This window comes from Rudaea sp. (assembly GCF_036560865.1).
In the GTDB taxonomy this organism is placed as follows: domain Bacteria; phylum Pseudomonadota; class Gammaproteobacteria; order Xanthomonadales; family Rhodanobacteraceae; genus Rudaea.
In genome coordinates this window covers 1-18,838 of sequence record NZ_DATBQK010000083.1, presented here as the reverse complement: position 1 = coordinate 18,838, position 18,838 = coordinate 1, and the positions used below count along the sequence as shown (strand labels likewise).

Sequence of the window (18,838 nt, the reverse complement as noted above, 5' to 3'; positions counted from 1 at the left end):
CGCGGCGTTCAAGCATCCAACCCGGGAGCCACGCGGGCCGCGTGATTGCTCCCCTATTTGGTCTTGCTCCGAGTGGGGTTTGCCGTGCCGCGCGGCGTTGGCCCCGCGCGCGGTGCGCTCTTACCGCACCGTTTCACCCTTACCTGATCCCTTGCGGGCCATCGGCGGTCTATTCTCTGTTGCACTTTCCGTCGGCTCACGCCGCCCAGGCGTTACCTGGCACTCTGCCCTGTGGAGCCCGGACTTTCCTCGAAGTACTTGCGCACCTCGCGACTGTCTGGCCGACTCCGCGCGTATTCTAGCCGAATGGCCATGAACGGCGGCGAATCAAGAAGCTTCGCTCAGCTCGAGCTCATCGGCGGTGATCAAGGAGTGGCGGCGGCGACGCGAATCATCGCATCGATACTGCGCTCGACATCGGCATCGGTCGTCGCCCACGAGCAAACGCTGATGCGCATCGCCGTGCGTCCCTGCCAGACCGTACCGCCGCACCAGCAGGTACCGTCGGCCTGCAGCGCGGCGATTACGCGTTGTGTGCGCGTAGCGTCGCCGAATGACACCAGCACCTGATTGAGCACGACCTCGTTCAACACGTCGAAACCGCTGGCCGTCAAGGCTTCGGCGAAACGCCGCGCTTGCCGACAATTGCGTTCGATCATTTCGGCGACGCCGCTGCGGCCGAGGCTGCGCAGCGCCGCCCAGACATCGACCCCGCGCGCGCGGCGCGACAGTTCCGGTGTGAAGTCCGAAGGATTGCGCCACGGGCTCGCGGTCGGCAGATACTCAGCGGTGATCGCCATGGCCGCGCTCAGCGCATGGGCATCGCGCACAAAGGCCAGACCGCTGTCGTAGGGCACGTTGAGCCATTTGTGCGCATCGGTTGCCCAGGAATCCGCGACCTCGATGCCGCGCGCAAATTCGGCGCGCGATGGTGCCACTCGCGCCCACAGACCGAAGGCGCCGTCGACATGCAGCCACACGCCGTCACCGATGCGTTCGCGAATCGCAGCGACCGCATCGCAGGCGCCGGTGTTCACATTGCCCGCCTGTGCGCAAACGATGGCGGGCGAGGAGATTTCCGGCAACGCATCGACGCGCAGGCGACCCTGGCCGTCGACCGGCACGCGCAGCACACGGTTGCGACCGAGGCCGAGAAGGCCCAGCGACTTGATCAGGGTCGGGTGCGCTTCCTCTCCGACGACCACGGTGATTGGCGGTGCGCCAAACAGGCCATCGGCTTCGACCTTCCAGCCGGCGCGCGCAAGCACGGCGTGACGCGCCGCCGCGAGCCCGACGAAATTCGCCACATTCGCGCCGGTGACGAAGGCGCCGCCGCAGCTGCGCGGCAGATCGAGCAAGTCGAGCAGCCAGCGCAACGCGGTCTGCTCGAGCCGCGCCGTCGCCGGCGTGATGTTGTAGTAGCCGGTATTCTGATCCCAAGCCGACGCGAGCCAATTTGCAGCAAGCGCGGCCGGCAGCGCACCGCCCATCACGAATCCGAAAAAACGCGGACCGGCGATCGCCATGGTGGCCGGTGAACCGTAGCGGTCGAGCAAGGCGACGACTTCATGTGGATCGCAGGGCGCGTCCGGCAATGCGCCATCGAGCGCATCAAGCGCAGCCACGGCGGCTGGATCGGGCGCAACGTGGCGCTCGGCGAGGCCTTGAAGATACGCGCTGGCACGCGTGGCGACATCCTGCAACAGTGCGTTCATCGCATGCTCCGACGGAGTGATGATCTTAAACTTCCGCGGCGGGTTCGACCCCATACAGCTGGTTGCGCGGTGCACCGCTGATCGCGGCGGCCAATTTCGCCGCGCGCCCGGGCGGCAGTTCGTGGCGCAACAGTTCGAATACGCGCCGGCCCTCGGCGAGACGCGCGCTATCCGCATCCGTCTGCGCACCGGCCACCAACAGCACGAACTCGCCGCGCTGCTGATCGGGATCGGCAACGACGCGCGCAGCCAGTTCACCGAGCGTGCCGCCGAGCACGGTCTCGAACAGCTTGGTCAGCTCGCGCGCGAGCACGGCTTCGCGCTCGGCGCCGAACACGGCGATGAAATCGTCCAGCGCCTCGATAATGCGGTGACTCGACTCGTAGAAAATCAGCGTGCGCGTTTCGCTGCGCAGACTTTGCAGATGCGCACGCCGCGCCGCGGATTTCGACGGCAGGAATCCCTCGAACACGAAACGATCCGATGGCAAGCCCGCTACCGACAGCGCCGCGATCGCCGCGCACGCGCCGGGTAGTGGACTCACCGCGATGCCCGCCGCACGCGCCGCACGCACGAGGCGGAATCCTGGATCGCTGATCAGCGGCGTCCCCGCATCGCTGATCAGCGCGATGCGTTTGCCGGCGAGCATCTGGCGCACCAGATCATCGCTGGCTTCGCGCTCGTTGTGCTCGTGCAGCGCGATGCAGCGCGTGGCGATGCCGCAATGACGCAGCAGCGCGGCGCTATGGCGCGTGTCTTCGGCGGCGATCAGATCGACGTCCGCCAACGTCGCGCGCGCGCGCGCCGACAAGTCGTCGAGATTGCCGATCGGTGTGGCGACCACGAAAAGCATTCCTGCGGTCGCCGCACTATTGCCGTCACGCATGGTCATCGCCGTCTCTCATCCGCCACCGCATAGCTTAACCGCTGCGCATCGCGGGCGCGGCGCATCGGCTATCATGCGTGCAGCTTGTTTGCCGGACGCCTTCATGCGCGCAGTTCTTCGCCCGTCACGCCAATTCTTCTTCGCGATCGGCTTGTGCGTGGGGCTGGCGGGTTGCATGGATCAAGGCTTCTGGCGTTCGAATGCCGAGGTGCCGAGCGCGACGGATGCGGAAACCTGGTATCACAACGGCGATTTCGGCCGCGCCGGCCAGGCCTTCATGGATCTGGCCGATGCGGACCGCGAGTATCGCGACCATTATCGCCTGCGCGCCGCCGAGGCCTATCGCGAGGAAGGCAATCTCAACGCGGTCGCCTGGGCACTCGAAGGGGTGGAAGCGCGGCACCTGAGTCCGCCGGAAAGCACGCGCGTGGATCTGCTCGAAGCCGAGGTCGCGCTGTCGCATCACGACGCAGCGCGCGCGTTGAATCTGCTCACCTTGCCCGAAGCGTCATTGTCGCCGCCGTTGCGTCAGCGCACGCTCGAATTGCGTGCCCGCGCCCAAGCCGCGTCCGGCGACGCCTTTGGCAGTGCGCGCACGCGCGCCGCGCTCGATCCGTTGCTCAAAGCAAGCGATCGAGCGCAAAACGAGGCGCGGATTCTCGACACGCTGGCGCCGCTCGATGCGCAAATGCTCAAGGACCAGGCTGCCGCCCTGCCGCCGAACGATGCGCTGCGGCCGTTCATCGATCAGGTGCTGCGCAAGAGCGGCCAGACGCTGCCGCAGGCGGTGCAGAATCCGGGTGAGCCGGTCGGTACGTTCGCGCTCGGGCAGAATGCGAACAGTGGCGAAGGCTATCGTGCCGCGCATATCGTCGCCCTGCTGCTGCCGGTGGAAGGCCAGCTCAAGGCGGTGGCGCAGCCGATCCGCGACGGTTTTTTCGCCGCGTATTTTTCCGACGCCCATCTGCCGCGCCCCGAAGTCCGCGTGTACGACTCGGGCAATACGCCCGCGGACGCCGTGGCCGCTTACCAGCGTGCGCTGGGTGATGGCGCCGACCATGTTGTCGGGCCGCTGCTGCGCGACGCGGTTTCGGCGGTGTTCGCACAGGCCAGTCTGCCGGTGCCGGTACTCGCGCTCAACCAGCCCGAACACGGCGAGGCGCCGCCGCCGGGCAGCGCTGCGTACGGCCTGGTGCCCGACACCGAAGCCGTGCAGGGCGCCAACCACATGCTCGAACGCGGCATCACACAGGCCGCGATCATTACTGCGAGCGACGACTGGGCCGAGCGCGCCGCGACCGCGTTCCGCGCGCAATTCGAAAGCCGGCACGGTGTCGTGCTCGGCGAAGCGCGCCTGCGCGACAGCGATGTGAATTTTTCCACAATGATACATCAGGCCCTCGGCACACTGCCGGCCGGCGCCGCGACGACACCGCTGCCGGGCGCGGCGCCGCTGCCGGCCGACGCGAAGGTGCCCGGCGACGCCGGCATCTTCATCAGCATGCGTCCGCAGCAGGCGCGCCTGCTGTTGCCGCAACTCAAGCTCGCGGGCTATTCGGGCACGCCCGTGTTCGCCACCTCGCATGTGTTCGCCGGCAATCTGAATCCGGGCATGGATCGCGACCTCGACGGTGTGGAATTCTGCGACGCACCCTGGTTGTTCGATGCCGTGGTCGGACTGCCGCGCTACAGCGACATCGCCGGTTCGCTCGAATCGGCGCGCGGCCCGGGCGCACGCCTGTTCGCGATGGGCATGGACGCCTACGCGCTGGTGCCCTATCTGGACTGGCTGGAGCAGCACCACGACAGCTACCAGCCGGGTGCGACCGGCCAGCTCACGATCGATGGCCTCGGTCGCGTGCAGCGGTTGATGATCTGGGCGCGCTTCACCGACGGCGTCGCGCACCCGCTCAACGGCGGTCTGCAGATGAGCAGCGTACCGGCACAATGATGTCAAAGCCGCACGTCGTGACCGCCCGCGATATTGGTATACAATGGGAAAATGCGGCGCTTGTGCATGCGCAAGGCGCGGGGCTGATGCTGCTCGCGCGCAATTTCCACTGCCGCTACGGCGAGATCGATCTGATCCTCGGCGATCGCGGCAGCGTCGTCTTTGCCGAGGTGCGCTACCGCCAGCATGGCGGGCACGGCGATGGCGCGGCTTCGGTCGGCGCGGCGAAGCGCGCGAAACTCGTGCGTGCCGCGCAGATCTGGCTGCAGGCGCATCCGCAGTACGCCAGCCTGCCCTGCCGCTTCGACGTGATCGGCTGTGCGGGGACGCTCGAGCGTCCGCAACTGGAATGGATGCGTGCGGCGTTCGACGCGTTCAGCGGCTAGTCACGGCGATCGCGCGAATGTGTCGACCCGCAAAACACCTCTTTCGACGAAACGGAATCATGAAAATCCACTCGACCAAAACGCTGTTGCTCCTGCTCGCCTTGCTGCCTTTTCTGCACGGTTGCCTGCTCGCCGTCGCCGGTGGCGCCGCGGTCGGCGCTGATGTCGTCCACGACCGTCGCGACACGAGTACCGTAATCGGCGACCGCCGCATCGCGCTCAATGCGAGCGACGCGATCAATCGCGATCGGGATTTCGTCGCCAACGACAATTACGTCAAGACCATCGTCTATAACGGCGTGGTCCTGCTCTGCGGCCAAGTGCGCAGCGAGGACCTGAAGCAGCGCGCGCAGTCCAAAGTGAAGAATCTCGACGGCGTTCAACGCGTGGTCAACGAACTCGATATCACCGATGAACCACAGGGCTTCTGGCGCCGTCGCGAGGACAATGCGATGACCGCGCGAGTGAAGACCGCGCTGCTCGACATCACCAGTCTGCCCGGCTTCGATCCCCTGCGCGTCAACGTGACCGTCGTGCATGGCACCGCTTTTCTCATGGGCATGGTCAACCACGAGGAAGCCGACGCGGTCGTCGATATCGCGCGCAATGTCGGCGGCATCGACAAGGTGGTGAAGGTGTTTGAGTATACTGATTGAGGGCTGAGGAGCGTAGTCCTTGGCAACTTTGTACGGCTCCAGCCCTCAGCCCTAGGCCCTCGTCTCACTTCAAATAATCGTGCACCACTTCGCCATACGGCAGCAGCAGGTCGGCTTTCAGATGTACGGCTGAAACGATTTCACGCACCGGCAGATCGGCAACCGGCGCGAGCGCGTGCGCGAACAATTCGAGTGCACCCGGGCCGGTCCACGCGCCCTTGAACTGCTTGCACTGCATCGCGTAGCGCACGAGTTCGCAGATGCGCGGCGTGCCGTCGACGTGCGGAATGATCTTGAGCAGATACGCCGGCGCTTGCATGCCGGCAATCGCTTTGGCCTCGTCCATCGGCGCGTATTTGTAACCCATCGTGCCGACCGCGACCGGCAGATCCGAATACCTCAGCGTGCCGACCAAGGTGTCGCGATGCACCTTCAATTCCGGCTCGCCGAGTTTTTTCGGAAAGCCCCAGATCTCGCGCCCACCCGCGGTCGGCGGATGGTCGTCGAGAAACATCATGCGCACATATCCGCCGGCTTCGCCCTTGTACGTGACCGGGATCACCTGGCCCGATTCGGTGTAATCGCCAAAACCGGTCGAATCCGGCATGCGGATGAACTCGTATTTCACCAGCGGCTCGGTCATTTCCAGCGGCGCGGGAATCACGCGACGCAAGGCCTCCGGATCAGTGCGGTAGGTGATGACCATATATTCGCGATCGACGAACAGATACGGCCCCGGCGGATAGGCCGGGTTGTCGATCGGCATCGCGAAAGCTTTGCTGCGGATTTCGTCTTCGGTCATTGCGGACTCCTTCAGGGAAAGGGTGGCTATGCTGCAAAATGCATGACAAGAACGAGCACAATCGCGGCATAAATGCCGGCGAACACATCGTCGAGCATCACGCCAAGGCCGCCGTCGAGGCGGCGATCCGCCCACGACACCGGCCAGGGTTTGGCGATATCGAAAATGCGAAAAAGTATAAATCCGGCCGCGATCCACCACCACGCAGATTCCAGCCATAACAGAGGTGCGAGCGCGATCCATTGGCCGACGAATTCGTCCCAGACCGCAACGCCGGGGTCGTCGATGCGCAGCACGCGCACGACCCAGCCGCAGGCCCAGACGCCCAGCGCAAACGCAAGCGCAAGCACGACGAAGTACAGCGGCCACGGCAATTCGCGCAATGCCAGCCACGGCAGCAGGGCCGCGAGCGACCCGGCGCTACCGGGTGCGACGGGACTCAGACCCGAGCCAAAACCCGAGGCGATCCAGCCCGCGGGATGGCGCAGCAAATCGCGGCGCTGATCGGCGCTTAGCTTCATGACGCGAAATGCTGCCAGCCTGCGCGCGCGATCGCAACCGGGTTGCCCGCGCTATCGTGCACGCGCACGCCGGGTTCGGCGACGATGCGGCCGATGCGCGTCGCGCCGCAACCGCTGCTGGCCAGATCGTTCAACCAGTACGTGGCATTGGCCTTGGGCGCCGTGAAGCACAATTCGTAGTCGTCGCCACCTGCGAGCTGCATTTCGGCGCGCGCATCCGCATCGAACAGACTGAACAGCGCCGGCGACGCAGGCAGCAAGCCCAGATCGATCTCCGCGCCCACGCTGCTGGCCGTGCAGATATGCCCGAGGTCGGCGACCAGACCATCCGACACATCGATGCAGGCACGCGCGCGGCCGCGCAAGGCCAGACCCTGGGCGATGCGCGGTGTCGGCCGCTGCAGGCGCGCGATCAGGCTTTCGCGCATAGTGGATGCCGTGGCCAGCGTGCGCTGCGCAGCGGTAGTGTGCTTGTCCAGACAGCGCAGCCCGGCCGCCGCATCGCCGAGGGTGCCGGTGACGAACACCGCATCGCCGATCTGCGCCGCATCGCGGCGCAACGCCGCCTTCTCGGGCACGAAACCGTGCACGGTCAGGGTGATGCTGAGCGGCCCCTGCGTCGTATCGCCACCGACCAGGGCGAGCTTGAATTCGCGCGCGAGTGCGGCGAAGCCATCGGCGAAATCTGCCACCCACGCCGCATCGGCCTGCGGCAAGGTCAGCGCCAGCGTCGCCCAGGCTGGCGTCGCGCCCATCGCCGCGAGATCGCTGAGATTGACCGCGAGCGCCTTCCAGCCGACGTCGTATCCTTTTGTACTTTGTGCAAAATGTACGCCGGCAACCAGCGTGTCCGTGCTGACCGCAAGCACCTGCCCGGCCGGCACCGCAAGCAGCGCTGCATCGTCGCCGATGCCGAGGCGGACATCGTCGCGCGCGATGGCGCAGCGTGCACGGATCAATTCGATCAGATCGAATTCGGCCACGTCAGCCGCGTGCGCCGGCGGAATATTCCGCCACCCGCCACTGTGCGGCGAGCTTGTCGAGCACGCCATTGATATAGGTGTGGCCGTACTCGGCGCCGAAGCGCTTGGTCACTTCGATCGCCTCGTTGATCACGACGCGATACGGCACGTCCACGCGATAGCGCAGCTCGTAGGCAGCCAGGCGCAACGCAGCACGCTCGATCGGATCGACCTGGGCCACCTCGCGGTCGAGAAACGGTGCGATTCCGGCGTCGAGTTCGGCGCAGTGTTCGTTCACGCCGCGCAGCAGGTCCTCGAAGTAGCCGAGATCGGCGACTTCCATATCCTGTTCGTGACGGAATTCGTCGATCACGCGCGCCATTGCGTTGCCGCTCAATTGCCAGGCATAGACCGCCTGCAGGGCGCGACGGCGCGCGCGCGAACGAGCGGCAAGATCGACGCCGTCGGGACGTGGGTGTTTGTTCATGCCGCTAGTTTAACGCAAGCACACTGCGCTTCCGGAGGGCTGGCTCACAGCCGCGCCCACAAATCGGCCATTTCGAGCGCCGCGAGCGCGACTTCCTCGCCCTTGTTGCCGTGCGCGCCGCCTGCGCGCGCCTGCGCGTCCTCATGCAGCTCGACCGCGAGCACGCCATTGAGTACCGGCACGCCGTGATCGAGCGCAACGCGCATCAAACCTTGTGCGCAATTGTCGGCGACGTGCTCGTAGTGCCGGGTGTCGCCGCGCACGACGCAGCCGAGCGCGAGTATCGCCGCATGCTTGCCCGCACGCGCAAGTTTCGCCGCCGCGATCGGAATTTCCCACGCGCCGGGCACGCGCACGACGTCGATCGCGCCCGCTTCGACGCCATGCGCAATGAAGCTGCGCTGCGCACCATCGATCAGCGCATCGACGATGCGCGGATTCCAGCGGCTGGCCACGATCGCGAAACGCGCTGTTGCGGCGGAACGCAATTCGCCGGAATAAATCGTCATCGCAAGGCCCGCTGCTGCGCGCGGCGATAGGCAATCAGATCGGCGATCGTGCCGATCTTGAGACCATGCCGACGGGCGAATTCTTCGAGCTGCGGACGCCGCGCCATCGTGCCGTCGTCGTTGAGTATCTCGACCAGCGCACCGGCGGCTTCAAACCCGGCGAGACGCGCGAAATCGCACGCCGCTTCGGTGTGGCCGGCGCGGCCCAGCACGCCGTCGGCATGCGCCATGATCGGAAAAATATGCCCGGGCCGGGTCAGATCGGCCGGCGTCGCGTCGGCGCGCACCGCCGTGCGGATCGTATGTGCGCGATCATGCGCCGAGATGCCCGTGGTGACGCCCGCGGCCGCTTCGATCGACACGGTGAAATTGGTTCCGAACGAGGACGTGTTGAGCGCTACCATCGGTTGCAGATCGAGCTGGCGGCAGCGCTGCGGCGTCAGCGGCAGGCAGACCAGGCCGCGTCCCTCGCGAATCATGAAGTTGATATCCTCGGCGCGCACTTTTTCCGCGGCCATGATCAGGTCGCCTTCGTTCTCGCGATCCTCATCGTCGACGATCACGACCATACGCCCGGCGCGGATCTCGTCGAGGATCTCGCCGATCGAATTGAACCTACCCGAACCACTCATCTGCGGCGCAACTCCCATAGTGGCGCAACCATACGCCGACTGCGATACGCGCGCAGCAGCAAACCTGCACTGAGCGCCGCGCAGACGACGACCGCAACGACGGACGCCTCGACCCCGAACGCGCCGCCGGTCAGCCACTCCGGCCCGGCAAGTTGCGTGTGCAGAAGTCCACGCCCCGGATTGCCCGAATCGGCGATGCCGAACACGCTGGTCTGGGTGAAATTCCAGGCCATATGCACGCCGATCGGCCACCACAGCGAACGCGTGACAACGTACAACGCGGCCAGCATCACGCCACCTTCGAGCCCGACCGCAGTCGCACTGAGCGCGGTCGCATTCGGATTGCCAATGTGCAGCCAACCGAACAATGCCGCCGACAGCGCGATCGCGATTTCGCTACCGAACAGATTTTCCAGATTGCGGAAAACGACGCCGCGTGCGATCAGCTCCTCGAACACACCGGCCAGCAGCGGGATCGCCGGCAGGCCGGCCAGTGCGGGCCAGCCGCCCGCGGACAAGTTCAGATCACCGGCGACTGCAATCGTCGCAACAATAACGCCGATCAGGACCGCGCCGAGCAGCCAGCCGCGCGGCAAATCGACCAGTCGTCGCAGCGCCAGCTCGCCCGGCTCGCGCCGCGCGACGTAGCGCGCGTAAACCGTGTAACCGCTGCAGGCGAACACGACGGCGAGCAGCGCGAACAGCAGGCCGGCGCCGAGCGACATGCGATAGGCGTTGTGCGCGACAAAGCCGTAGACGAAATTCAGCGGCAGCGCGAGAATCAGAAATTCGGCGATCAGCGCCACCGCTGCGGAGCGCAGCGTGCGCGCCGGGACGCTGCTTTTCGCAAGCGGCGCGACCGCCGACGGCGTGGCTGATTCGAATGTTTGCGTGGGCATGGCGATCGACCGTCAACCGCGCAGCAGACGTTCGACATAGCGCGCGATCAGATCGACTTCGAGATTCACGGCGTCGCCCGCACGCCTGTCCTTGAACGTCGTCATGGCGATCGTGTGCGGTATCAGATTGACGCCGAAACGCGCACCGTCGGTTTCGTTCACGGTCAGGCTGACGCCGTCGATGCAGATCGATCCCTTGCTCGCAATGTATTTGGCCAATTCCGGCGGCGCCTCCAAGGTCCAGCGCTGCGAGCGCGCATCGGATTCGACCGCGATCACACGACCGACGCCATCGACATGGCCGGCGACGAGATGGCCGTCGAGGCGGTCGGACAAGCGCAAGGCCCTTTCCAGATTCACGCCATCGCCGGGTTTCAATGCCCCAAGCGTCGTGCGCGACAGGGTCTCGACCGAGACATCGAACGCCACGCGCGGCGCATCGACTTCGACCGCGGTCAGGCAGACGCCGGACACGGCGATGCTGTCGCCGAGCCCGATGTCCGCACAATCGAAATTGCCTGCATCGACGACGAGCCGCGCATCGCCGCCGCGCGGCTGCAACTGCGCCACCGTTCCGACTGCCTGGATGATTCCGCTGAACATCGGCTATTCCCTGTACAACATTCGCAGATCGTCGCCAATGCTGCGTTGGTCGACGATGCGCAAACGCTTCGCCTGCGTCATTTCGTCAAGCCCTGGCAACACCAGCAATGGCCTCGCCTTGTCGCCCAGCAGCACCGGTGCGATATACAAAAGCAATTCGTCCACAAATCCACTTTGCAACAAACTGCCGCTGAGTGTGGGACCGGCCTCGACCTGGACTTCGTTCATGCCGCGCTGCGCGAGAAGTTCAAGGGCCCCGCCCAGATCGAGTCGGCGCTGCACATCGAGCGGGAGCGCCGCGAGCTCAACTTTCGCGAATCGATCATCGCCGAGCTGCGCATCGGGCGCGTGGAAAATCAGGGTAGGCGCGCTGCCATCGAGTACGTTCGCGTTACGCGGAGTGCGCAGCTGCGTATCAAGCACGACGCGCAAAGGAGCGATGGCTTTCTCATCTCCCGTAGGCTCGGCACGCGCAGTCAACCGGGGATTGTCCGCCAACACCGTACCGCTGCCGGTGAGGATCGCTGAGCTGCGCGCACGCCAGCGCTGCACGTCTGCGCGTGCGGCCTCACCGGTGATCCATTTCGATTCGCCATTTGCCAACGCAGTGCGTCCATCGAGGCTCATCGCCAACTTGACCCGCAGCCACGGTCTGCCACGCTCGATGCGCGCAAAAAAACCACGATTGTGCTCACGCGCCGCCGCGTGCAGCAGACCCGATTCGACCGTGATACCGGCCGCGCGCAATTTTGCAAAACCGCCGCCAGCGACCTGTGGATTCGAGTCCTCGCATGCAGCAACGACGCGCGCAATCCCCGCTGCGATCAGTGTGTCGGCACACGGCGGCGTTCGTCCGAAATGCGAGCATGGTTCAAGGGTGACGTACGCAGTTGCACCGCGCGCGTGCGCGCCGGCCGCGCGCAAGGCAAACACTTCCGCATGGGGTTCACCGGCGCGCTGATGCCAGCCCTCGCCGACCACCGCCTCGCCATGCGCGATGACACAACCCACGCGCGGATTCGGCTGCGTCGTATACAAACCGTGCTCAGCCAGACGCAGCGCGCGCGCCATATGCGCGTAATCGATGGCGGAGAAGACGGGACCCGGGACCCGGCACTCGGGACTCGGCGGCAACATCAACGTTTCTTGCCGTGTGCCGTGGTAACCACTTCGCCGAGCAAGGGCAATTGCAAACCTTCGAGCGCGGGCAGATCGCGTTCCAGCCTTTCGATTTCCTCACGGAATGCCTGCACGTCCTCGAAGCGCCGATACACCGAGGCAAAGCGCACATAGGCGACCTGATCGAGGCGCTTCAATTCGTTCATCACCCATTCGCCGATCAGGCGCGAGACGACTTCGCGCTCGTTGACCGAACGCAGCTGGCGCACGACTTCGCGCACGACATTGTCGAGCGCGTCGCTGGCGACCGGGCGATGATGCAACGCGCGTTCGACGCCGACGCGCAGCTTGCGCTCGTCGAACGCCTCGCGCCGGCCGTCGCTTTTCACCACCGCAGGCAACTTGATTTCGATCGTCTCGAACGTATTGAAGCGTTCGCCGCACTGCGGACACTCGCGCCGCCGACGGATCGTCGCGCCATCGTCGGCTTCGCGCGAGTCGATCACGCGGGTGTCGTCGTGCTGGCAGAAGGGGCAGTGCACCGTTACGGGAGACGGGAGACGGGAGACGGGAGACGATAGACGCAGAGAGCAGCAAGCACCGACGGCACGCAAATCGGGTTGCGTTTCAACTGGTGACGTGGACTCACTCGTCTCACGACGCTCTCCCGTCTCCCATCTCCCGTCTCACGGTTTTTCGTACACCGGAAACGCTTTGCACTGCTTCTCGACGTTGCCGCGCACGCCGGCGATCACGCGTTCGTCGGCCGGCGCGTCGAGTACATCGCAGATCCAGTTGGCCAATGCGACGCACTCGGGTTCCTTGTAGCCACGCGTGGTGACGGCCGGCGTGCCGATGCGCAGACCCGAGGTGACGAAGGGTTTTTGCGGATCGTTGGGCACCGCGTTCTTGTTCACCGTGATATGCGCCTTGCCGAGCGCGGCCTCGGCATCCTTGCCGGTGACGCCGCGGCCGATCATGTCGACCAGCATCAGATGATTTTCTGTTCCGCCGGAGACGATCTTGTAACCGCGCGCAATGAAGGTTTTCGCCATCGCCTGCGCGTTCTTCACAACCTGCTGCTGGTAGGTCTTGAACTCCGGCTCCAGCGCTTCCTTGAAGGCGACTGCCTTGGCCGCGATCACATGCATCAGCGGACCGCCCTGGATGCCGGGGAACACGATCGATTGCAGTTTCTTCTCGATCTCCTCGGCCGCTGGTCCCATTGCAGAATGTTTGGCGACGATAATGCCGCCGCGAGGGCCGCGCAGAGTCTTGTGCGTGGTCGAGGTCACGACGTGCGCGTGCGGCAATGGATTCGGATACATACCCGCAGCGACGAGACCGGCGACATGTGCCATGTCGACGAACAGGTACGCGCCGATCTTGTCGGCGATCGCGCGGAAGCGCGCCCAATCCATGATCTGCGAATACGCCGAGAAACCGGCGACGACCATCTTCGGTTTGTGCTCGAGCGCAAGCTTTTCGATTTCGTCGTAGTCGACCAAACCCTTTTCGTTCACCCCGTACTGCACCGCGTCGAGAATCTTCCCGCTGAGATTCACCTTGGCGCCGTGGGTGAGATGGCCGCCGTGGGCCAGCGACATGCCGAGAATCTTGTCGCCCGGTTTGAGCAGGGCGAAATACACCGCTTGATTGGCCTGCGATCCCGAGTGCGGTTGCACGTTTGCATAGTCGGCGCCGAACAGCTGCTTGACGCGTTCGATCGCCAGTTTCTCGGCGATATCGACGAATTCGCAGCCGCCGTAATAGCGCTTGCCCGGATAGCCTTCGGCATACTTGTTGGTCAGCACCGAACCCTGTGCTTCTAGCACGCGCGGACTGGCGTAATTTTCCGAGGCGATCAGCTCGACGTGGTCTTCCTGGCGCTGCTTTTCGGCGGCGATCGCCGCTGCGAGCTCGGGGTCGTAACCTTCGATCTTGAGGTTTGCGGCAAACATGCGAGGCGTCTCCACGTACCAGGGCGGCAAGACGCATATGTTACCGGGTTATCTCGTCCGCGGCAGCGGCAAACATGGCGGTACGCCGCGGCATCGGCGATAATTGCGGATTACCTGGCTTCAACTCTCCTGCAGGAACCCCATGCAATACATCTACACCATGATCGGTGTGTCCAAGGTCGTGCCGCCGAAGCGCGAGATCATCAAGGACATTTCGCTGTCGTTTTTCCCCGGCGCCAAGATCGGCCTGCTCGGCCTCAACGGCGCGGGCAAGTCCACCGTGCTGCGCATCATGGCCGGCGTGGATACCGAGTACAACGGCGAGGCGAGGCCGCAGCCGGGCATCAAGATCGGCTATCTTGCGCAGGAGCCGCAGCTCGATCCCGAGAAAACCGTACGCGAGAGCGTCGAGGAAGGCGTCGCGGAAATCACCGATGCGCAGACGCAACTGGACGCGGTCTACGCTGCCTACGCCGAGGAGGGCGCGGATTTCGACAAGCTCGCGGCCGACCAGGCGCGGCTTGAAGCGATCATTGCCGCGAGCGACGGCCACACGCTCGATCGCACGCTCGATGTCGCCGCCGATGCGCTGCGTCTGCCGCCGTGGGAGACGCAGATCAAGACCCTGTCCGGCGGCGAAAAACGCCGCGTCGCGCTGTGCCGCCTGCTCTTGTCGAAGCCCGACATGCTGCTGCTCGACGAACCGACCAACCATCTGGATGCCGAATCGGTCGAGTGGCTCGAACAGTTCCTGCAGAAATTTCCGGGCACGGTCGTCGCGGTCACGCATGACCGCTATTTTCTCGACAATGCCGCCGAATGGATACTGGAACTCGATCGTGGCCGCGGCATTCCGTGGAAGGGTAACTACTCCTCCTGGCTGGAGCAGAAAGACGAACGCCTGCAGAAGGAAGAGTCCGGCGAAAAGGCGCGGCGCAAGGCGATCCAGCGCGAACTCGAATGGGTGCGCCAGGGCGCGAAGGGCCGCCAGTCAAAGGGCAAGGCACGCCTGAATCGTTTCGAGGAACTCAACTCGGTCGAGTACCAGAAGCGCAACGAAACCAACGAAATCTATATCCCGCCCGGCGAGCGTCTAGGCGACAGCGTGATCGAGTTCAAGGGTGTGTCGAAAGCATTCGGCGATCGCCTGTTGATCGACGATCTGAGCTTCAAGGTTCCACCCGGCGCGATCGTCGGCATCATCGGACCGAACGGCGCGGGCAAATCGACGTTCTTCAAGCTGGTCATGGGCAAGGAGAAACCCGATTCAGGCGAGATCGTGCTCGGACAGACGGTGAAGCTGGCCTTCGTCGATCAATCGCGCGACGCGCTGGATAGTTCGAAGAACGTCTGGCAGGAAATCTCCGGTGGCGCCGACATGATCACTGTCGGCAAATACGAAACCCCGTCGCGCGCCTACCTCGGCCGCTTCAATTTCAAGGGTGCGGATCAGCAGAAGATCGTCGGCCAGTTGTCCGGCGGCGAGCGCGGCCGTCTGCATCTGGCCAAGACCCTGATGGCCGGCGGCAATGTGCTGCTGCTCGACGAGCCTTCCAACGATCTGGATATCGAAACCCTGCGCGCGCTCGAAGAGGCGCTGCTCGAATTTCCCGGCTGCGCACTGGTGATCTCGCACGATCGCTGGTTTCTCGACCGCATCGCGACGCATATCCTGTCTTTCGAAGGCGATTCGCATGTCGAATTCTTCGCCGGCAACTACGGCGAATACGAAGCGGACAAGAAGGCACGCCTCGGCGAGGAAGCGGCCAAGCCGCACCGGATCAAGTACCGCAAGCTTGCGTAAATCGGGTTCGCGTCGGGCACAGATAAAGTATACAATTTGACCCATCCCGCAGAATCCGCTCCGATGGCGCCCTCGACCGCACCGCTGGTTTCGATCCTGATCCGCAGCATGGATCGGCCGATGTTGATGCGCGCGCTCGATTCGGCCACTGCGCAGACCTGGCCGAATCTCGAAATCGTCGTGGTCGCCGCCTGCGGGCGCGCGCACCGGGCGCTGCCGCCGACCTATCGCGGCCGTCCGCTGCGCCTTGTATTGCCTGAACATGGCGAGCGTTTGTCGCGACCCGATGCGGCCAATGCCGGCCTCGACGCTGCGCGCGGTGAGTGGCTCAATTTTCTCGACGACGACGACGAACTGCTGCCCCTGCATCTGACCACGCTGCTCACGGCGCCGCGCGCGGACAACGAACGCATCGTCTACTCACGCACGCGTGTACTCGATGGCGACGGCAGCCTGCTCGGACATTGCAGCCTGCCGGGCAATCATGTGCAGCTGTGGTTCCACAGCCGCTCGACCACCTGCGGCACGCTGATCCAGCGCAGTCTGATCGAACAGGGTGCGCGTTTCGACCCTGCGTTCGCGGTATACGAGGACCACGACTTTTTCGTCAACTGCGCAGCGCGCACCGCGTTCCGCTATGTCGATATTCCGACCTGCATATGGAATGCGAACGCCGGCGAGTCCGGCTGCGGGTTCGGCGACAACGACGACAAGGCGCAACGCGACGAGTACATCGGACGCATCCGCGCGAAATGGGCGGCCTTCTTCGATTTCTGGCTGGGCAATTTCGATGCCTTGCTGTATTGCGGCCAGACCTATCTCAAGTTCAGCGAGCTTGTGGTCGCCCTGGATTGCCTCGAACGCGCGCTCGCGCTGCGACCCGACGACATCAATGCGTTGAATCTCGCCGGCATGGCGAACTATCGCAATGGCAATCCTGCGCGCGCGGAGTTGCTGCTGACACAAGCATTGCAGCGTCTGCCGACGCATCAGGGACTGATCGACAACCTCGCCCTGGTTCAAGGCCGCCACGGACTGGGATTTCGCGATCCCTACGCTGCGCCCAGACCCTAGAGCATTTTCGGTTGAAGTGGTTACAACTGTGACTTTGTCTTGTAACCCCTCTCCCCTTGTGGGAGAGGGGTTGGGGAGAGGGGTTGCTCCCGCGTTAGCGGGCGCCTTCGGCGCCATCCCCTCTCCCGACACGCTGCGCGTGCCGACCTCCCCCACAAGGGGGGAGGTGAAAAGAGGTCGCGCCACTGTGTAAGCACTTGTGTCAAAAATGCTCTAGGCGACGCTTGCAAAGCGCGCCTTGAGCGCGCGCAGGAGATAGAGCGGAATCAGCAAGGCGAAATGCAGCCAGGTGCCGCACCAGACCAAAGCGCGCAGCAGCGGGTTGCGCGCGGCCGGATCGAACTTGCTGAACCAGCGCCACATGCCGCTGTGCTTGTGCCAGGCCACAAACAGCGGCCGCCGCCGGCTCGATCCGCCTTTCGCATGCCTGACGTGCAGCGCAGTCGCACAGACCACGCGCAAGCCTGCATCGCGCATGCGGCGGCACAGATCCAGATCCTCGCAATGCAGAAAATAGTCCTCGTCGAAGCCGCGCATGCGCGCGAAAGCCGCGTGCGGCAGGAACATCAGGGCGCCGGATACGGCATCGACCGCTTCGACCGGCTCGCTCGCCCCGTTCCGCGCAGCCACGCCGTCCGCAGGCAATGGCGGCATCGCTACCCCCGCCAGCGCCGGCCAGCGAGATGCCAAGCGCGCAAGTCCGGAGAAACTCGACAGCGCACGCCGCAGCAGCGGATCGCGCCGGCGCGAGGCAGTATCGACACGACCCTGCGCGTCAAGCTGCAATGCGCCGATCAGGCCGATCCGCGCATCGCCTGTCGCGACCGCGCGCAGGCGCGCAATCGTATCGGTCTCGATCAGGCAGTCCGGATTGAGAAACAGCAAGGCATCCCCGCACGCCTGCGCCGCAGCGCGGTTGCACGCAGTGCCGAAGCCGAGATTTTTATCATTGTGCAGAATGCGCACTTGTTCATTCTGCGCATACAATTGCGCGACGCGGGCGACGCTGCCGTCGCGCGAGGCGTTGTCGGCGACGATCACTTCCACCGACGCCGCGCTGCCGAGCGATCGCGCCACGCACTCGGCGAGACCGTCGCCGCTGTCGGCAGCGACAATGATGACACTGGTCAATCCGCTATCGCCGGGTGCAGCCACGTCAGGCTGTAGGCCCACGCTCACAATGTGCCGAGCAGTTTCTCGCCCTGCTCCGCCGCGTGCTGCCACAGCGCGGGCCAGTGTTCGAGCGCATCGGCGAGACCGCCGAGCTCGCCTGCGAGCGCGCTCGCGCAGCCGGCGGCGTCAATGTCCTCGGGCCAGTCGGCCAGGCGCGGCGGTGCTTTCGCCAGCAAGGCTTTCGCGTTCGACTCGGCGATCGCGCGCACGTCGGCCTGCCAGTAGACCGGCGCATCGGCGGCCCCTTCGAGTTGGTGCTGCAAGCGATCGATAACGTCGGCGCGCGCATAGCTCAAGTACTCGCGCAGATGCGCGATGCGGTCGGCCGCGGTCGCACCGGCAAGATCGCGCAGCACCTCGGCAAGAAAGCGCAGACGTTGTCCCGGGTCGGCGGCCTTGAACAGGCCGAACTGGCGCTGCACGTAATCGCGCAGAAAATAATTCACCCGTGGCGCGTACACCGACATCGTCCTGTCGGAACGCTTGCGCGCGCTTTCCTGCACATGGCCCACGGCTTCCGGCAGTTCCAGCGTCAACGCATCCGGATGGCAATAGCGCATGAGCGCTCCATGCAGACTGTCCTCTCCGCGCCCAACTGGATTCGTGCACGGCAGCAACTGCGAGTTGTCCATCGCAAACGGGGTAAAGCCGCTCACCTCAAGCACCCGCGCCTGGGCTACGCCGTACCAGATGTGCTG

19 protein-coding genes, 1 other RNA gene and 1 pseudogene are annotated in these 18,838 nt (G+C 64.7%); 5 read left to right on the top strand and 16 right to left on the bottom strand.

Going from position 1 to position 18,838, the window contains the following annotated elements; genetic code table 11:
• The 3 genes from rnpB to rsmI all read right to left on the bottom strand — a co-directional run.
• Positions 1–289: RNase P RNA component class A (rnpB, locus tag VIE67_RS08780), an RNA gene on the bottom strand; the annotation flags it as partial.
• 76 nt (positions 290–365) lie between these two features.
• Positions 366–1,715, bottom strand: coding sequence for a pyridoxal phosphate-dependent decarboxylase family protein (locus VIE67_RS08775; RefSeq protein ID WP_332025303.1), 1,350 nt, complete (start codon positions 1,713–1,715; stop codon positions 366–368).
• 25 nt (positions 1,716–1,740) lie between these two features.
• Positions 1,741–2,607 carry a 16S rRNA (cytidine(1402)-2'-O)-methyltransferase gene (rsmI, locus tag VIE67_RS08770; RefSeq protein WP_332025301.1) on the bottom strand — a complete coding sequence of 289 codons (867 nt, stop codon included), beginning with the start codon at positions 2,605–2,607 and terminating at the stop codon, positions 1,741–1,743.
• A 97-nt stretch (positions 2,608–2,704) separates the two neighbouring features.
• Here rsmI and VIE67_RS08765 point away from each other — a divergent pair, with 97 nt between their 5' ends.
• Genes VIE67_RS08765 through VIE67_RS08755 form a run of 3 tightly spaced genes read left to right on the top strand, consistent with a single transcriptional unit; the run spans position 2,705 to position 5,594 of the window.
• Positions 2,705–4,552 (top strand): penicillin-binding protein activator, encoded by a 1,848-nt coding sequence (locus VIE67_RS08765; protein ID WP_332025299.1) that lies wholly within the window; start codon positions 2,705–2,707, stop codon positions 4,550–4,552.
• On the top strand, positions 4,552–4,938 hold the full coding sequence (locus VIE67_RS08760) for a YraN family protein (RefSeq protein WP_414707322.1): 387 nt from the start codon (positions 4,552–4,554) through the stop codon (positions 4,936–4,938). The genes VIE67_RS08765 and VIE67_RS08760 overlap by 1 nt, the downstream gene beginning before the upstream one ends.
• A 59-nt stretch (positions 4,939–4,997) precedes the next feature.
• Positions 4,998–5,594 carry a BON domain-containing protein gene (locus tag VIE67_RS08755; RefSeq protein ID WP_332025296.1) on the top strand — a complete coding sequence of 199 codons (597 nt, stop codon included), beginning with the start codon at positions 4,998–5,000 and terminating at the stop codon, positions 5,592–5,594.
• Between the two features lie 64 nt (positions 5,595–5,658).
• Here VIE67_RS08755 and VIE67_RS08750 read toward each other — a convergent pair whose 3' ends face one another.
• The 11 genes and pseudogenes from VIE67_RS08750 to glyA form a co-directional block, all read right to left on the bottom strand.
• Complete coding sequence (locus VIE67_RS08750) at positions 5,659–6,396, bottom strand: acetoacetate decarboxylase (RefSeq protein WP_332025294.1); 738 nt, start codon at positions 6,394–6,396, stop codon at positions 5,659–5,661.
• 26 nt (positions 6,397–6,422) lie between these two features.
• Positions 6,423–6,917 (bottom strand): phosphatidylglycerophosphatase A family protein, encoded by a 495-nt coding sequence (locus VIE67_RS08745; protein WP_332025293.1) that lies wholly within the window; start codon positions 6,915–6,917, stop codon positions 6,423–6,425.
• Entirely contained in the window at positions 6,914–7,900 is a 987-nt protein-coding gene (gene thiL, locus VIE67_RS08740; RefSeq protein ID WP_332025291.1) for a thiamine-phosphate kinase, read from the bottom strand. Before thiL ends, VIE67_RS08745 begins: the two co-directional genes overlap by 4 nt.
• 1 nt (position 7,901) lies before the next feature.
• On the bottom strand, positions 7,902–8,366 hold the full coding sequence (nusB, locus tag VIE67_RS08735) for a transcription antitermination factor NusB (protein ID WP_332025289.1): 465 nt from the start codon (positions 8,364–8,366) through the stop codon (positions 7,902–7,904).
• A gap of 44 nt (positions 8,367–8,410) precedes the next feature.
• Positions 8,411–8,875 carry a 6,7-dimethyl-8-ribityllumazine synthase gene (ribH, locus tag VIE67_RS08730; RefSeq protein ID WP_332025287.1) on the bottom strand — a complete coding sequence of 155 codons (465 nt, stop codon included), beginning with the start codon at positions 8,873–8,875 and terminating at the stop codon, positions 8,411–8,413.
• 2 nt (positions 8,876–8,877) lie between these two features.
• Positions 8,878–9,507 (bottom strand): annotated as a pseudogene (gene ribB / locus VIE67_RS08725) (3,4-dihydroxy-2-butanone-4-phosphate synthase); the annotation flags it as partial.
• The gene (locus VIE67_RS08720; RefSeq protein WP_332025285.1) at positions 9,504–10,406 is read right to left on the bottom strand and encodes a CPBP family intramembrane glutamic endopeptidase; all 903 of its coding nucleotides are present in this window, start codon (positions 10,404–10,406) and stop codon (positions 9,504–9,506) included. The pseudogene ribB and the gene VIE67_RS08720, both read right to left, overlap by 4 nt.
• Positions 10,407–10,418: 12 nt before the next feature.
• Positions 10,419–11,009, bottom strand: a complete 591-nt coding sequence (locus VIE67_RS08715) for a riboflavin synthase (RefSeq protein ID WP_332025283.1) — start codon at positions 11,007–11,009, stop codon at positions 10,419–10,421.
• Positions 11,010–11,012: 3 nt separating this feature from the next.
• On the bottom strand, positions 11,013–12,080 hold the full coding sequence (gene ribD, locus VIE67_RS08710; protein ID WP_332025282.1) for a bifunctional diaminohydroxyphosphoribosylaminopyrimidine deaminase/5-amino-6-(5-phosphoribosylamino)uracil reductase RibD: 1,068 nt from the start codon (positions 12,078–12,080) through the stop codon (positions 11,013–11,015).
• Positions 12,081–12,145: 65 nt separating this feature from the next.
• Positions 12,146–12,670 (bottom strand): transcriptional regulator NrdR, encoded by a 525-nt coding sequence (gene nrdR / locus VIE67_RS08705; protein ID WP_332025280.1) that lies wholly within the window; start codon positions 12,668–12,670, stop codon positions 12,146–12,148.
• Between the two features lie 144 nt (positions 12,671–12,814).
• Positions 12,815–14,089, bottom strand: coding sequence for a serine hydroxymethyltransferase (glyA, locus tag VIE67_RS08700; RefSeq protein WP_332025278.1), 1,275 nt, complete (start codon positions 14,087–14,089; stop codon positions 12,815–12,817).
• A 142-nt stretch (positions 14,090–14,231) separates the two neighbouring features.
• On the opposite strand from glyA, the gene ettA reads away from it, so the two are divergent.
• Positions 14,232–15,893, top strand: a complete 1,662-nt coding sequence (gene ettA, locus VIE67_RS08695) for an energy-dependent translational throttle protein EttA (RefSeq protein WP_332025276.1) — start codon at positions 14,232–14,234, stop codon at positions 15,891–15,893.
• 63 nt (positions 15,894–15,956) lie between these two features.
• On the top strand, positions 15,957–16,967 hold the full coding sequence (locus VIE67_RS08690; RefSeq protein WP_332025274.1) for a glycosyltransferase: 1,011 nt from the start codon (positions 15,957–15,959) through the stop codon (positions 16,965–16,967).
• A 213-nt stretch (positions 16,968–17,180) separates the two neighbouring features.
• Here VIE67_RS08690 and VIE67_RS08685 read toward each other — a convergent pair whose 3' ends face one another.
• Both VIE67_RS08685 and VIE67_RS08680 read right to left on the bottom strand, forming a co-directional pair.
• Positions 17,181–18,140, bottom strand: a complete 960-nt coding sequence (locus tag VIE67_RS08685; RefSeq protein ID WP_332025272.1) for a glycosyltransferase family 2 protein — start codon at positions 18,138–18,140, stop codon at positions 17,181–17,183.
• 2 nt (positions 18,141–18,142) lie between these two features.
• Positions 18,143–18,838, bottom strand: a 696-nt coding sequence (locus VIE67_RS08680) for a hypothetical protein (RefSeq protein ID WP_332025270.1), incomplete at its 5' end; no start/stop codon positions are given.

Coding starts and splice junctions, on each gene's coding strand:
- VIE67_RS08775 (WP_332025303.1), bottom strand. CDS start 1,715: ATGAACGCACTGTTGCAGGATGTCGCCACGCGTGCCAGCGCGTATCTT.
- rsmI (WP_332025301.1), bottom strand. CDS start 2,607: ATGACCATGCGTGACGGCAATAGTGCGGCGACCGCAGGAATGCTTTTC.
- VIE67_RS08765 (WP_332025299.1), top strand. CDS start 2,705: ATGCGCGCAGTTCTTCGCCCGTCACGCCAATTCTTCTTCGCGATCGGC.
- VIE67_RS08760 (WP_414707322.1), top strand. CDS start 4,552: ATGTCAAAGCCGCACGTCGTGACCGCCCGCGATATTGGTATACAATGG.
- VIE67_RS08755 (WP_332025296.1), top strand. CDS start 4,998: ATGAAAATCCACTCGACCAAAACGCTGTTGCTCCTGCTCGCCTTGCTG.
- VIE67_RS08750 (WP_332025294.1), bottom strand. CDS start 6,396: ATGACCGAAGACGAAATCCGCAGCAAAGCTTTCGCGATGCCGATCGAC.
- VIE67_RS08745 (WP_332025293.1), bottom strand. CDS start 6,917: ATGAAGCTAAGCGCCGATCAGCGCCGCGATTTGCTGCGCCATCCCGCG.
- nusB (WP_332025289.1), bottom strand. CDS start 8,366: ATGAACAAACACCCACGTCCCGACGGCGTCGATCTTGCCGCTCGTTCG.
- ribH (WP_332025287.1), bottom strand. CDS start 8,875: ATGACGATTTATTCCGGCGAATTGCGTTCCGCCGCAACAGCGCGTTTC.
- VIE67_RS08720 (WP_332025285.1), bottom strand. CDS start 10,406: ATGCCCACGCAAACATTCGAATCAGCCACGCCGTCGGCGGTCGCGCCG.
- VIE67_RS08715 (WP_332025283.1), bottom strand. CDS start 11,009: ATGTTCAGCGGAATCATCCAGGCAGTCGGAACGGTGGCGCAGTTGCAG.
- ribD (WP_332025282.1), bottom strand. CDS start 12,080: ATGGCGCGCGCGCTGCGTCTGGCTGAGCACGGTTTGTATACGACGCAG.
- glyA (WP_332025278.1), bottom strand. CDS start 14,089: ATGTTTGCCGCAAACCTCAAGATCGAAGGTTACGACCCCGAGCTCGCA.
- ettA (WP_332025276.1), top strand. CDS start 14,232: ATGCAATACATCTACACCATGATCGGTGTGTCCAAGGTCGTGCCGCCG.
- VIE67_RS08690 (WP_332025274.1), top strand. CDS start 15,957: ATGGCGCCCTCGACCGCACCGCTGGTTTCGATCCTGATCCGCAGCATG.